The organism is Aquimarina atlantica (assembly GCF_000626715.1).
Classification (GTDB): domain Bacteria; phylum Bacteroidota; class Bacteroidia; order Flavobacteriales; family Flavobacteriaceae; genus Aquimarina; species Aquimarina atlantica.
This window is the reverse complement of sequence record NZ_AQRA01000007.1, coordinates 168,066-183,268: the sequence shown is the minus strand read 5'-3', so window position 1 is coordinate 183,268 and position 15,203 is coordinate 168,066. Positions and strand designations below refer to the sequence as shown.

Here is a 15,203-nt window from a genome sequence, read left to right as displayed (position 1 = left end):
TTATTTTAAAGTGATTAATCCTGTTATATAACCACTGGTACTTTTCATTTTCTTTGAAACATTACCCGAACTAATTTCATAGCTGTACAAGGCGTCTTCTTCTGTACCTGCAATAGCAAAAAGAACCTCATCATCAGAAACTTGTTTCATAAATGATGTTCTGGATGCTGCAAATGTATTGGGTAGAGAGGCTTCTAAATCTCCTAAATCCTGAGCCTTAGAAAGATCTATTTTTCGGTATCTAAAAGAAGGATTAGCTCCATCTGTGCCAAAAAAGTTATCATCATTTTCAGAAATCGTAGTACATACCATTCCGTTACTAAAACGATATAATCCAAAACACGTATTACCAGTAGCGGCTTTCAGATCGAAAAAATAATCTGTGTCAAATTCTGTTTCTCCTGCTTTGATTCTAAGAACACCACTAGGTTTACCACTAAACAATCCAGAAGCCTGAACATAAATATTTCCTTGAGCATCTGTAGTCATAATTTCGGCAGTAAGTGTATTAAAAAGTGTGGCTGTACGATCATCTGTTATAATCTTACTTAAGGAATTTGTACTTAAATCTACCACGGCAATCTTAGCAGAACCTGATCCTCCAAAATCATTAAGTGCGATAAATAAATTGTTATCTCTTATAATCATATCAGAGTAAAAAAGGCCATCACCAGCATCTTTTAGGTTTATTTCTCCTGTAATCCTCATCGTAGCAGGGTTAAACTGAATAACTTTAGATATCCCTCCTCCAACTGTAGCGTAACCTGTGGTTTCATTAAGAATCTCGAGAGAGGAAAAAGAATTAGATCCCGGAATTATTATTTCTTGATCCAAAACTGCTTTGCCAGTTTTATCAAACACAAATTTTTTCATAGTTGCGGGAGCGCCAAAACCTGCTGTGAACATGGCTTTTCCGTCTGAGTATATAGAAGAAAACTGTCCTACTTCTGTACCATTAGCATTATCTATCGAAGTTCGATTAAGATCTGTAAGTCCTTGTAAAAATGTAGTTTTTACATCTCCTGCACCCGATACTATGGCCAGGCCATGGTTTATTTTTACTGTTGTCTCCTCTGGAGGAATAGAATTATCGTCGCTTTTACATCCTGATAGTATACTTATTGTTATAAAAATAAATCCTGTAAAAAGTATGTGTGCTGCTTTTTTTAATGTGTTCGTGTTCATTACTTTAATTTTTGTATTATGATTTAAATAGTGAGGTTTTTAATTTAAGATGCCATGATCTTCCTGGTTTTTGAACTCCAAAATTATCATAGGCCTGTTGATCAAATATGTTGTGAGTTTCGAGAGTTACGGTATATTGCTTATGCTTTCCTGTGTATGCAATCCCTATATTATGAAGCCATTGAGTTGGTATGACCAGTTTATCTTCTTTTCGTCCGTCGATCTCCCAATACCTAAAAAATTCTTCTACATAGCGGGTAGACCACCATACTTGCAATTGGTCATTAGGGCTCATTAAACTATTTTTAGTGATTTGAATTTCTCCGTTTCCGAACAGGTACGGTTTATTTGGTAATCGTGCTCCAAAATAGCGATCATTAGACACCCCAGAAGCTTCTTTTTTAGATCGGTTTCGTAAATCCTGAAAAGTGCCATTTAGTGTAACATTTAACCATGATAATGGCCGCATGCTAATTTCGCCTTCGACTCCTATAATTCTTGTTTTTAATAAATTTTGATAGGTACTCAAAACAGGAGGAGGAACCGCCTGAAGTATAATAATATTGTCTATTTCTCTAAAAAAACCATTTGCTTCTACACTCCATGTTTCTTTTTTAAAACTCCCGCCAAGATTAATATTATGGCTTCTTTCGGGTTTTAAATTCGGATTGGCTGCTACTGCGATGCTAAAATCTCCTAAAGTTTCAATTCTATCTGGTAATCTTGTGGCATACTCATAAGATAGTTTACTTAAAAAATTACGATTCACTTTCCAGGAAAAAGATTGGCTTCCTCCAAATTCTGTATTTTGCTGTTCTACCTCATCGATTTCATCATTTTCAATTTCGAAACCTTTTGCGGCATAGTGATATAATTTTACAGCACTGTGACTTACTATTTTTTTATCCAGGAAATCTTTTTCCAGGCCTATTCCAATAACAGTTTTATTGATATGCACGGGGTTTTTATAGTAATCATTTCCGTAAAACGCAGCTGCGACAGGATCTTCTCCTGATCGCTCAAAAAAAGAAGTCACCCCATTAAATAGAATTCGTGAGGTGGTATTAACATTATATTGAAGATTAATTCTTCCCGAAATATTATCTCCTGTAAGTTTTAATTTATTTTGAGAAGGTGTGATCTCACCTCCAGAGGTTCTTTGCCCAATAATTTCTCCTCTCCAATTGTATATATTAAGTGTTGTATCATTAAAATTGGTAATGATTCTGTTGTACCCTATATATAAATTAGCATCGAGGTTTTTTATAAGATCTTTTTTTTCATATTGTAATGCATTATTATGTACAGATACTTTGTTAAGCGCTTCTCCGTAAGGTTGCCTCATTTCGAAATTATGCTGAATCTCATCATATAAATTTGCATAAGAAAAATTAAGTGCTACATAATCTGCCCAGGATTTGTCTATCAATCCTACATCGCCTTTTATCATGTAACTTCTAAAAGCATCATGAAATTTTTTTGCAGAAATTGATTCTGGATTCCCTTGCTCATTAATAAGTGTTACATCGTTTAGTGTATAATTATTGTCTGAATACGTATAATACCCCGTTACCCCTGCCGTTAGACCAGAGGACATTACTTTTCTCGTATTTACCGTTGCCTGCCAGGTATTAAATGAACTATATGCTACCGATGTTTCCAAAAAATCGTACTTCTCTTTTCTTGTAACTATATTAATAGCACCTCCTAATGCATCTGCTCCCATACTTACAGGAACTGCACCTTTATACACTTCCATACGTTTAATAAGGTTAACAGGAAGCATAGCCAGAGAGGGACCTACTCCTAATTCTTCTACCGGAAGTAAAAAATCCATAGGAACTCCATTCACAAATAGTTTAACTTGCCTGCCACTTAATCCCTGAATAGATACTTCAGTAGCATTACCAACTCCCCCACTCTGTCTTATTTGTACTCCTGGTACTGTACCTAAAAGATCAGATGTAGTAACAGATCTATTATTAAGTTTTCTCGCTTCTATAACAGATACTGTTGTTGTACTATTTCTAATTTTTGTTGCTTCTGATGTGCTCAATAGTGTTACTTCACCTAATTCATCGAGTTGTTTGGCAAGGCGAATTGTTACTTTTATTTTGGGTTGATTTTTAAGTAGTGTTATTGTTTTTTGTTGCGTTTGGTATCCTATATGAGATATTACAATTTGGTAGTCTCCCGACCTCAAGTGTTCTATTCTAAAAGCTCCTGAATCATCGGATACGGTACTTTTATTCATTTCAGGAATGTATATATGGGCAGTAGATAAAGGAGTTCCTTTTTCGTTGGTTATCGTACCAGAAATTACTCCTTCCTGACCTATAGAAACGATTGGAATACATAAAAAAACAATTATAAAATATAAGACATATTGCATATAGGAGTAGTAGATGATTGTTGTATTTTAATTATATATTTCTGATGTTTTAAGAATATAAATGCCGTTTGTTATAAAGTAATTTCCTGAATCAATTCTTCTGAATTCATTTCTTTAAAAATCACTTTTTCTTCTTCCGACATTTGATCTTTATGAAGTAATCCATTTGATCTATCCCATAACTGTTTAGTTTCGGGAGTTAACTGATAGGCTTCATCTTTATCTTTTTTTAGCAAGCAGGTTAACCCATCATTTTTACGTAATTCGAGTATTTGTTGGTTTCGCAATAGATAAGATGATGATAAATTAGTTAGAGAGATCACTTCTCTTTCTTCATTGTACAATAGAAATTCTTGATCCGAAGAAAGTTCTAGCGTTGTTTCTTGTAGCGGTTCGATTTCAAAAACACGTACTTTAGTTTTTAATTCTTCTTGTGCATTTTGATAACATTCAACGATTTTTACAGGAGTTTTCTCTGGTGAATGATTCATAATTATAGCTTTCTTTTTTTCACCTTCTATAATCTTATCCAATGTTATTTTTTCAACAAAAAAGAAATCATCTGCTGCGGTTTTAGAATGCTTTATTTCTCCAGAACTGTGTACTTCTGAAACAAGCGTATATTTCCCTATAGGTGCATTCTTAGGAATAGTGTATGTAAAATAATAATGTCTTCCGGATTGAATATTTTTGAGTATTTGTATTAATCGTTCTCTTTTACAAGCTCCGCTCAAATAATCTGCTAATAACAGTAACGGAACATTTTTATTTAAATATTTGAGTGGTTGTTTTTCCTGTTTTGTTTCTTCGTTTATAGGATCTGGTAATCCTAAAACATGTTCTTCAAAAAGCATCGTAACATTTCCGTTAGGGTCTTTAACACCGATTCTAACCCACGGAAACACATGTACATTTTTTAAGGCAGAGATATTAAAGTTCCAGTGAATAGTCACAGTTTTACCAGGGATCGCTCTTTTTGGAAAAATACTCATGACTTATTTCCTTAATGCTTTAAGCTGTTCTTTACTATATTGGCTTGCGTACTGCCTGAACCATTTTTCAACCGTTTTTTCTCCTAAATAATCATAGGTTACAGATAGTAAAAACTCTAACTTTTTTAAATATTCTTGTTTAGCTTTTTCTGGATTTTTCATCATATTTCTCTTACGATCTTCTTTTTCCTTTTTTGAAGCAGGAACATGATGAAAATAAGATGTGTTAAAGTATTCTTTACTAAACTCATGGTATTGAGGAGTAAAAAGAATCATATTATGCCACATTTCGTCGATAATTAAAAGATCATCTGGTATAAAAACTCCCGGAATCTGACTTATAAATAGAAATTTGAGGGTTTCATTAAAAATATCCTGTACTTCTTCGGCTTCTAACCGGTACATATCATTAAACCTCGAAATAATGTCTTCGTTCCTAAACTGAAGAATATTTGCTAGCTGTTTTTTATCTAATTTTTTCATGTTCAAAATGTTTCCTTAAAAACGGTAGTACGACAAATCGTACTACCGCAATACAATGTCTACAATGTAGATGAACAATGTCCACAGTTACTACAATGCGTACCTCCAACTGGATTTGCTGATTTTTCGGCCAGAATCTGAGAGATTAGTGCTTCTTTGTTAATTTTCATGATTACATAAATTAAGATTATACCTACTCTGTTTTTTAAGGTTTTCGGCTCGCCCTTTGTTGCAACAGTGTTGCAATATAAAGAACCTGTTTTTCAGACGCAACACTGTTGCAACTAAAGAAATGTTAAAAAATAATTGTAATTGTTAATGGCTTAGCACCATTTTTCGAACTAAAGTGGATGTTTGTTTGTCCGAAAAACAAATTGTCTAAAGAAGAGAAATATACACTCTATTCTAAGAACTCATCTTCATTTTTTAGGAAATAGAAAAAATGAAGATGAGTTCTAATAAAAAAAATCAATTTTCAAATTCATACCATAACAATTATGATATTCCTTTCATTGTAAATTACGGTTGAATTCTAGAATACATATTACCGTGCTAATCTACCAGAAGAGTAATTGCATAAAAATTTACACTTTTTGACACTTCTTTTACATTTTTTTTCACAGGCGGTACAACATCTATTTTAGTTTTACAAGAAAATATTAGCTATGAAAAAAATGATTTTAGTTTTGGCAACAGTATGCATAACTTCCATAATCCATGCACAACAAGAACTTAGAATAGATACTGGTAAAAGTATTATTAATTGGAAAGGATCTGATCTTTTAGATTTAAACACACACAATGGCACAGTAAAATTTAAAAATGGTGTTATACGTAGAAAGGGTATTTTTATTACAGGAGGAGAATTTGAGGTTGATATGAATTCTATTATTAATATAGGTGATCGATATAATGAAATGTTGATCACTCATTTGAAGAGTGAAGATTTTTTTGATGTAAAAAAATATCCAATTGCCAAATTAGAAATTATTAATACCCGGTATATAAACGCTACAAATCTGGATGTAATCGCCTACCTAACCATCAATGATATAAGACATATCATACAGTATCAATCTACCATCGAAAACATTAATAACCAAGTATTGCTGAAATCTAAATTTATAATTGACAGAACATTGTGGAAAATCAACTATAAATCCAAAAATTTTCTTATTAATTTAAAGGATGATATCATATCAAACACTATTGATTTTGAAGTAGTTGTAGTCGCAAACCAGGATGGATGTTAACAGTTTATTTATCGACCTTTACTCCTTCCCATTGCACTCCCTGAAAATCCATCAAAATGTAATAATCTCCTAATTCGTTTTTTACAAATTCTATTGATTCTTCAGAAGTCTTATCTCCAAAAAACATAGTTTCGCTTTCTGGATAGAGTACTCCATTATTTTGCCCTTTCTGGTATAAAAACAAACTATCTCTTTCTACTTTAAGGGTAATTAAAAGGTGTCCTGCATCTACAAAATCATAAGTTCCTTCATATTTTTTAAGTACAAGAGGAGAAAGGTTGATCGATTTACGAAGTACTGCTTTTGGCATTTTCACCTTCTTGCCTTCAAGTATACTTTCTAAATCACTTACCAATTGCTCAAAAGGAATTTCATCATAATTTGTTAAAAAAACAATACTATAATCTTGTGAAAAATTTCTATGAATATAAGCTCGTTTACCTCTTGTACCTCCTGCATGCGAAATGCTATGATCATGAATCAAAGAGGCATGATTTTCTTTATCTAAGAACGCAAGAAATTGAGCCAAATCATCTACAGACGAATGCAAATTACCCATTCTTACCTCATCCTGTAAAAAAGAATCGACACTTTTAATGTTTTTTTCATCATCAACATAATGTCCATAGGCGTAGCTTTTTAAATGACTAAGGTCTGCATCAAAATTACCACCAGAACTCTTCATTCTTAACGGTTTGAAGAATTTTTCTTTTAAAAATAAAGCGTATGAATTTTTATTGATTTTGCCTATAATATAGTATAATAACTGAAAACCTACATTAGAATACCGTACCTCAGCACCTGGCTCAAACTCTAATTTTTCCTTTGAAGCCAGAGCCACTATTTCATCTGGAGAAAGTTCTAATGTATTAGATATTGAAGTATCAAATTCTCTGGGTAAACCCGAACTATTGTCCATAAGATGTTGAATAGTAATTCGTCCTCCATTAGGGAAATCGGGTAAATATTTACCAATGGTATCGTTAGGGTTAATTTTACCTTCATTTTCTAGCTGAAGTACACTTACTTTGGCAAATAATTTAGAGACAGAACGAAGATCAAATTGACTTTCTACATTTACAAATAATTTAGACAGCGTATCTGAAGAGATATTATATGCTTTTCTCAAAACAGTTTTTTTGCCCTTCTTAAGTAATACCACTCCATTAAATTTCTTTAACTCGGTAAGCTTTGTCAAATATGTATCACTTCTTAAAAGTAGCGAATCATCGGGCTTATTTTCATAATTAACTTTTGAAACTTTTATTTCTTTATGTTTAGAACATGCTACTAAAAATATTACTAATACTACCAATTTTAATAAAATGCGAGTCATTTTCTTTTTTATTACAAAACAAATACAATTAGCGTATTAAAAATTGTAAAAATGGAACCTTATCTAATGACGGAATAAAAATTCTGGGAGATCATTAAAGAATTGCATAGGTGTTACACCACATACTTTCTTAAAATCCCGATTAAAATGTGATTGATCAAAATAATCATATGTATAACACAGTTCGGTCATAGAAATATGTTTGTTCTTAATTTTAAATTTAACCAAATCCATGATCCGTACCGTAATGATAAACTTCTTCAAACTATAAAGCACTTCTTGCTTAAAGATTCTATTTAAGTATTGGCGGGTTTTATTATATTTTTCGCTCAATAAATTTACCGATGTCATCCCTTTTACACTGTATATATACTCACAAACATCTTTTACAAAAAGGGCCGAAGAACTAAGGATAAGGCTTTGCTCTTTTACAAAATCACTCGCTATTGTACACATATCACGTATTGGTACATCATTAAATAATTGCTCTCGTACAGCTAGTATGCCCGCTTTTTCGAGGCTTAGATCAATAATCCCAGAAGTATCCAGGTAAGAGAAAAAATGTGCATTTGCCCATGGTTGTACTTTAATTGTAAAAAAGGTAAGAGATACTTCAAATTTTAACGTATAAGGAGGAGAAAGATCATGAATAGTAAATACTTTAAAAGGGATAGGAAGAATGGATTGTTTCTCGCCATACGTTAGCACACTATTACATTCTTTAAAGAAAACAAAATCATAACAACAATCATCGATCACAGGTACATATTTAACCGTTGCATCCATTTTTTTTGAAAAGTAATAATACTCTTTTATCAAATGTTGTAAGGACAATTCGGCAAGTTCGCTTTTAATAATCATATATCGTATAAAAATTGTAAACCATCATAGCTACCAAGCCCTGATCGTATATAAATTTCGTCAAAAAATAAAAGTATTATCCTTTTTTGTCACATTTTTGGTCTCTTAGTTGTCATCATATAATAATACATTTATATACTAAAGAAACATATTTATTCATACATTAAAAAACCAATGTTTGATTTCAACACATATCAGGAGTTTTTATTTCCATTTGCTTATAATATTCTTGGTTCTGCCGACGATGCAAAAGATGCTATTCAGGATGCTTTAAACACTTTTATTTCGCTTCAAAACAAAAAGATAGATAATCCTAAAGCATACTTGATCAAATCGGTTATTAATACTTCGATCAATAAAAAAAATCGACAGAAAAAATTTATTTCAGAAAACATCACTCTTCCAGAGCCTATTGCTACCGATACTGCTGATAATGATTTATATTTAAAGGATATCGTTTCATACTCACTATTGATTTTATTAGATCAGTTGACTGTAAAAGAAAGAGCCGTTTTTGTACTAAAAGAGGCATTTCATTATTCTCATAATGATATTGCTGAAGTTCTTTCTAGCACTCCTGAGAATTCGAGAAAATTGTTGAGTAGAGCAAAAACCAAATTAAAAAAACCCAGTCAAAAGAATTTGATCTCTAAAACTAAAAACACAGAAGAATATATTAATAATTACAGTACTGCAATACGAGAAAGAGATATCAAAAAGTTAGAGCAACTTTTTACAAATGATATTACCATGATTGCTGATGGTGGTGATAAAATTAAAGTTCTTAGAAATTTTACCTACGGAAAACAGAACTGTATCGAGCTGATTCTTGAAGTTTTTAATAAGTTTCAATCGCAACAAAACGCCAGATATATTGAAGTTAATCACCAACCAGCAATAGCATATTTTGATAACGACGTATTATCATCTTGCCAAGTATTTTCAATTAATCAAGATCAAAAAATATTTAAAATCAGTTCTGTAGTTGATCCAGAAAAACTCAAAAATATTGCAAAAAAGATGTGGTAGTGTCACGTTTTCACATGGTGATTTGTCATACAGGTAAATCACAATTTTATATACAATGAAAACATTATTAAGAATTGATTCAAGCTCTAGAACGCAAGGATCTCACTCTAGAGAATTGGCAGATTATCTCGAAACAAAATGGAGAGCATTACATCCATCAGGTAAAGTTATTTATAGAGATTTAGTAACTTCTGTTATACCTCATATACATGACACAACAATACAAGGGTTTTATACTTCAAAAGAACGTATGACCGAAGAAGTTATAGCAGCTACTGCTCTATCGGATCAACTAATTAAAGAATTAAGTGTAGCTGATGAAATATTGATAAGTAGTCCGCTATACAACTTAAATATTCCATCTAATCTTAAAGCATATATCGATCATATTGTAAGAATAGACCACACCTTTGGCATACACAAAGATGGTTCTTATTATGGGTTATTAAAAGATAAAAAAGCTTACCTGGCACTAGTAAAAGGAGGGACTTATATGGGTACTTCTATGCAGGCTTATGATTTTCAGGAACCCTATCTAAGCGCAATACTGCATCATATGGGGATTATGGTAAAAAACATTTTTTCGCTTGAAGGAACCAGCAAAACCGATGTTCTACAGCATAATATTGCGAACATTCATAAACAAATAGACACAATTTTTAAAAACTAAAACACAATGAAAGAAGATTTTTTTAATGATACGCTAGAAAATAAAGAAGTATTAATCCAGCCTAATGAAGGAGAAACATTTACTATGAATGGTATTTCCTTTACTTTTAAACTAACTAGTGAATTATCGAATGATCAGTTAGGAGTTTATGAAATCGTTTTAGCACCTCGAGCTATTGGCGCCAAGTTACATTATCATAGATTTATGGACGAAACTTTTATTGTAAATAAAGGAACACTCACTCTTTTTACAGGAGCAAAAGGCAATAAACATCTGATCGGCCCTGGTACTGTAGCATATGCTCCCAGATTTACCCCACACGGATTTCAAAATGATACCGATGAAGAAGTTCGGCTTACCTTACTTTTTAATCCTTCACAGAAAAGAGAAGGTTTTTTTAGAGGATTGTATGAAACGCTTAACAGCGACACCATTGACCCAGAAAAATATTTAAAACTTTACAATAAATATGATAGTTTTCCTGTCGACACTTCTAATATGTTACCTATTAGAGATCAATAATTCTAAATTGCCTGGTCATATTTTCACTTGTTTTCTATCCTATATCTGGGATGAGTACATAAAAATTCGATATAATTTCATAGATTGTAATAGCAAACAGCATAAATTTGCAGTATTGATTATATGTTAAGCGGTAAAAGTATTTTTGTACATTCATTTTACACAAAATACCTAATTATACTAAAAATCAACAACTTACACTGTATAAAGAAAACTTTAACAGTAAAAAATTTGCTTTACTAGACGACTGGTCATATTTTTGTCGTCCCAAAATGAAAATAATGTCGAAAACCATAAAACATGAGATCAAAGCTGATTACCTTTTAGAAAAAGGGATGGAAATCATTTGGTCTAAAGGTTATAATGGTACTAGTGTAAATGACATTGTTAAGGCAGCTGACGTTCCTAAAGGTTCTTTTTACTTTTATTTTGATAGTAAAGAAGATTTTGCAATTAAGGCTTTGGACAAATATTTTACAACACAGGTTACTCCTGCTTTAGTAATTTTACGTGACAAATCCTTTTCTCCAAAACAACGTCTGATCAATTTTTATGAATACCGAATTGAGGTAGTAAAAAAAGAATTAGAATGCAAAAATGGATGTATGGCCTGCAATCTAAGTAATGAAATGGCCGAACATAATGAAAATATAAGAGAGGCAGTCTTAGAAAAACATGACACGATAAAATCAGAAATTATTATTGTTGCCTTAGAAGCTCAAAAACAAGGAGAAATAGATGCTTCGATTGATGTAGTAAACATGGTTGATTTTATTGAAGATGCTGGTAAAGGAGCAATGACAACTATGAAAGAGACTCAAAGTGCTTATCCAATGGATAATGTAATGAATATGACCAGGCAATTGTTTTTAAAATAATTTTTTTTGAATAACATGTAGACGACCGGTCAATTGTTAACTTTTAAATAATCTTAAAATATGATATAAACCATAATTTAGTAAATCAAACAATAAAAAATAGTCGACTGGTCAATTATAACATGTAAATGTTTTTAAAATTTTATCAAAGACCATGTCCTAATATCAATATTCAAATCGTCTAAACATAAAAACTCATAATAATCTGTATCATATCGACTTGTGATATATAAATAGTCGACTGGTCAACTAACAACTAATAATTATATGAATGCACTAAAAAAAGCAGGTAACGCTACCAATGCGTTTGCGAAGAAATGGGCAGAATTTGTAATCAAATTCAAATGGCCCGTATTAATTACCACATTAGTCATTGCGATGGGGCTTGGTTCACAGGGTAATATGGAGTTTGATGGTGATTATCACGTATTTTTCAGTGAATCTAATCCAGAACTTGAAGCTTTTGATGCTTTGCAGGATAAATACACAAAGGATGACAATATTGTTATTGTACTCTCTCCTTCTAATGGCGATATATTTACCAAAGAGAATCTAATTGCTATTGAAGAACTTACAGCCGAAGCTTGGAACACTCCCTACTCTTCTCGTGTTGATGCAGTAACAAATTTTCAGCATACAAGTGCCCAGGGGGATGATTTATACGTAGACGATCTATCCTATGAATCTGCTTCTAAAACTGATTCAGAAATTAAAGCGATTAAAGAAAAAGCACTAAAAGAACCTCTTTTGGTAAATCGTCTGCTTAATGAAAAGGGAAGTGTTACCGCAATTAATGTAACGGTACGTCTACCAGGAAAAGATAGTGCCAAGGAGATACCAGAAGTAACTGCTTTTGTTAGAAAATCAATTGCTGATTTCCAAGAAAAATATCCAAATTTTCAGGTGCACTCATCGGGATTAGTACCGCTTAATACTGCTTTCTTCGAATCTTCAATGAGAGATATGATGTTAACCCTGATTATGTTGATTATTGTAATCTTAACCACACTCATTCTTACCAGAAACTTTTTTAGCACCCTGGCTACTTTAATTGTTGTGCTATTTTCTATTATGAGCGCAATTGGTTTTGTAGGGATTATGGGCATTAAACTCACACCGCCATCTTCTGTTTTTCCTACAATGATACTAACTTTGGCTGTAGCAGATAGTATTCATATTCTGATTACTATGCTTCAAAAAATGCGCAAAGACGGATATACAAAAAAGGATGCTCTTGTCGAATCTATGCGTCTTAATTTCATGCCGGTTTTCATCACTAGTTTAACTACGGTTATCGGTTTTTTAACTATGAATTTTGGAGATGTACCTCCATTTTGGGATCTAGGAAATATTACCGCTTTTGGAATGACAATGGCCTTTTTCTATTCTACCACAGCATTACCGGCACTTATGGCAGTTCTTCCTGTAAAGGTCAAAGAAAAGAAAGGCATTCTTATAGAGAAATCGAACTGGTATACCAATCTTGGGCATTTTGTAGCAAAACAACCTACAAAACTTGCAATAATATCAATAGTAATAATTGGTGTCTTTACATTTCTGGCTACCAAAAATCGATTTAATGATGAGTTCATCAACTATTTTGATGAAACAGTACAATTTAGAAGTGATACTGATTATATAAGCGAAAACTTAACCGGAATTTATAATGTTGAATTCTCTGTTGGAAGTGGAGAAAGCGGAGGGATCAATAATCCAGAATACCTTAAAAAACTAAATGATTTTGAAGATTGGCTTAACGAACAACCCGAAGTGATTCATGTAAACGCATTTAGCGAGGTTGCCAGAAGAGTAAACCGATCAATGCACGGAGATAATGAATCTTATTACAGGGTTCCTAGTAGTCGTGAAGAAGCAGCACAGTATTTATTGTTATACGAACTTTCTTTACCGTTTGGATTAGATCTCAATAATCAAATTAATGTAGACAAATCTGAAAGTCGGGTTACTATAACATTGCAGAATATCTCTAGCGCCGAGATGATTGCCTTTTCAAAAAGAGCCGAAAAATGGTTACAGGATAATACTCCAAAACCTATGCATACTATCGGAGTAAGCCCTACTCTTATGTTTTCTAAACTGGGCTTTAGACAAGCAGATAGTATGCTTAAAGGAAATATAATTGCACTCATATTGATCTCTCTGGTATTAATGTTCGCACTAAGAAATTTTAAACTTGGTCTTCTAAGTATCATTCCTAATGTTACTCCGGTTTTTATCGGGTTTGGATTTTGGGCAATGTACAAAGCTCAGATTAATACAGGAATGGTTATCGTTTTTGGGATGACTCTTGGGATAATAGTAGATGATACTGTTCATTTTATGAGTAAATTCTTAAGAGCTCGCAGAGAATTAGGTTATGATGCCAGGCAAGCAGTTATCTATGCTTTTGAAACTGTTGGAAAAGCATTAGTAACTACTACAGTAGTGCTCCTGGCTGGATTTGCTGTACTATCTACCTCATCATTCGCTTTAAACAGCTATATGGCTAGAATTACGGTAATTATTATTCTGTCGGCCTTAATCATCGATTTTATATTACTACCTGCTCTACTAATTTTAATTAGCAAAAAAGATAAGGTGACCACAGAAACACCAGTAAAAGAATTAGAACCACAAATGCAACTTGATAAATAATAAATAAAAACAATAAAGAATCTATTACTATGAGAACATTAATTTTAATTGGACTTACAGTACTAAGTACTATAACTTTAACAGCACAAAATGCAGAAGAACGAGGTTTGCAAATTGCCAAAGCAGCAGATCAGGCAGATCAAGGTTTCAATAGTTCTATTGTAAACCTGAAAATGACTCTAAAAAATAAAAATGGGCAAACCAGTGAACGGTTATTAATTACCCGAACTTTAGAACAAACTACAGATGGAGATAAATCATTGATTGTTTTTAATAGCCCAAAAGATGTGAAAGGAACCTCGACATTAACTTTTACTCATAAAATCGGAGCAGATGATCAATGGCTTTTCTTACCTTCGATCAAAAGGGTAAAAAGAATATCTTCAAATAATAAATCCGGTCCTTTTGTGGGTAGTGAATTTGCATATGAAGATCTTTCTTCGCAAGAAGTAGAAAAGTATAGTTATAAATTCTTAGAAGAAAAAGGAAGTATATTAATTGTAGAGCAGGATCCGGTCGATCCAAAATCTGGTTATACAAGAAGAATTGTGACTTATAATAAAGATAAAAGGTATCGAATAGAAAAGGTCGAATTCTACGATCGTAAAAACTCATTACTCAAAACACTTACCTATGGGGATTACAAATTGTATAAAGGAAAATTCTGGAGAGCATTAACACTTCATATGGTAAATCATCAAAGTAATAAAGAAACCATATTAAAATTTAGTGATTATAATTTTGAAGCAGCACTTGCAGATGAAGATTTTACTCAAGTCGCTCTAAAACGAGCCGGGCAATAAATTTAAATAAACGAAATACGCAAGACTCAGTTTGTAATATCTAATATAGCTCTTTTGGTTACTAGATTTTTATTGTTATTGCAACCTGGTCTTGTGTTTTTTCCTATGCTAAGCAAGCTGTAATGACACGACTCTTTTTTAGCT

13 protein-coding genes are annotated in these 15,203 nt (G+C 32.4%); 7 read left to right on the top strand and 6 right to left on the bottom strand.

Annotated elements, in window-relative coordinates; genetic code table 11:
- The 4 genes from ATO12_RS16860 to ATO12_RS16845 all read right to left on the bottom strand — a co-directional run bounded on the left by ATO12_RS16860 (position 1) and on the right by ATO12_RS16845 (position 5,052).
- Entirely contained in the window at positions 1–1,185 is a 1,185-nt protein-coding gene (locus ATO12_RS16860) for a hypothetical protein (RefSeq protein ID WP_051575905.1), read from the bottom strand.
- A 16-nt stretch (positions 1,186–1,201) separates the two neighbouring features.
- Entirely contained in the window at positions 1,202–3,577 is a 2,376-nt protein-coding gene (locus tag ATO12_RS16855) for a TonB-dependent receptor (RefSeq protein ID WP_034243967.1), read from the bottom strand.
- 71 nt (positions 3,578–3,648) lie between these two features.
- Complete coding sequence (locus ATO12_RS16850; RefSeq protein WP_034243965.1) at positions 3,649–4,569, bottom strand: hypothetical protein; 921 nt, start codon at positions 4,567–4,569, stop codon at positions 3,649–3,651.
- 3 nt (positions 4,570–4,572) lie between these two features.
- Positions 4,573–5,052: a glycine-rich domain-containing protein gene (locus ATO12_RS16845; RefSeq protein ID WP_051575904.1), complete on the bottom strand. Its 480-nt coding sequence runs from the start codon at positions 5,050–5,052 to the stop codon at positions 4,573–4,575.
- Positions 5,053–5,717: 665 nt separating this feature from the next.
- On the opposite strand from ATO12_RS16845, the gene ATO12_RS16840 reads away from it, so the two are divergent.
- Positions 5,718–6,305, top strand: a complete 588-nt coding sequence (locus tag ATO12_RS16840; RefSeq protein ID WP_034243963.1) for a YceI family protein — start codon at positions 5,718–5,720, stop codon at positions 6,303–6,305.
- A gap of 4 nt (positions 6,306–6,309) precedes the next feature.
- Here the strand turns inward: ATO12_RS16840 and ATO12_RS16835 are convergent, their stop codons facing one another.
- Both ATO12_RS16835 and ATO12_RS16830 read right to left on the bottom strand, forming a co-directional pair.
- Positions 6,310–7,641, bottom strand: a complete 1,332-nt coding sequence (locus ATO12_RS16835; RefSeq protein ID WP_034243961.1) for a serine hydrolase domain-containing protein — start codon at positions 7,639–7,641, stop codon at positions 6,310–6,312.
- A gap of 63 nt (positions 7,642–7,704) precedes the next feature.
- Entirely contained in the window at positions 7,705–8,502 is a 798-nt protein-coding gene (locus ATO12_RS16830) for a helix-turn-helix domain-containing protein (protein ID WP_034243958.1), read from the bottom strand.
- A gap of 174 nt (positions 8,503–8,676) precedes the next feature.
- Here ATO12_RS16830 and ATO12_RS16825 point away from each other — a divergent pair, with 174 nt between their 5' ends.
- The 6 genes from ATO12_RS16825 to ATO12_RS16800 all read left to right on the top strand — a co-directional run bounded on the left by ATO12_RS16825 (position 8,677) and on the right by ATO12_RS16800 (position 15,059).
- On the top strand, positions 8,677–9,531 hold the full coding sequence (locus ATO12_RS16825; protein WP_034243956.1) for a sigma-70 family RNA polymerase sigma factor: 855 nt from the start codon (positions 8,677–8,679) through the stop codon (positions 9,529–9,531).
- 55 nt (positions 9,532–9,586) lie between these two features.
- Positions 9,587–10,201 (top strand): FMN-dependent NADH-azoreductase, encoded by a 615-nt coding sequence (locus ATO12_RS16820; RefSeq protein ID WP_051575903.1) that lies wholly within the window; start codon positions 9,587–9,589, stop codon positions 10,199–10,201.
- 6 nt (positions 10,202–10,207) lie between these two features.
- Entirely contained in the window at positions 10,208–10,723 is a 516-nt protein-coding gene (locus tag ATO12_RS16815) for a cupin domain-containing protein (RefSeq protein ID WP_034243953.1), read from the top strand.
- A 281-nt stretch (positions 10,724–11,004) separates the two neighbouring features.
- Positions 11,005–11,601 carry a TetR/AcrR family transcriptional regulator gene (locus tag ATO12_RS16810; RefSeq protein ID WP_034243951.1) on the top strand — a complete coding sequence of 199 codons (597 nt, stop codon included), beginning with the start codon at positions 11,005–11,007 and terminating at the stop codon, positions 11,599–11,601.
- Positions 11,602–11,868: 267 nt separating this feature from the next.
- Positions 11,869–14,256: an efflux RND transporter permease subunit gene (locus ATO12_RS16805; RefSeq protein ID WP_051575902.1), complete on the top strand. Its 2,388-nt coding sequence runs from the start codon at positions 11,869–11,871 to the stop codon at positions 14,254–14,256.
- Positions 14,257–14,285: 29 nt separating this feature from the next.
- On the top strand, positions 14,286–15,059 hold the full coding sequence (locus ATO12_RS16800) for an outer membrane lipoprotein-sorting protein (protein WP_034243948.1): 774 nt from the start codon (positions 14,286–14,288) through the stop codon (positions 15,057–15,059).
- Positions 15,060–15,203 lie beyond the last annotated feature (144 nt).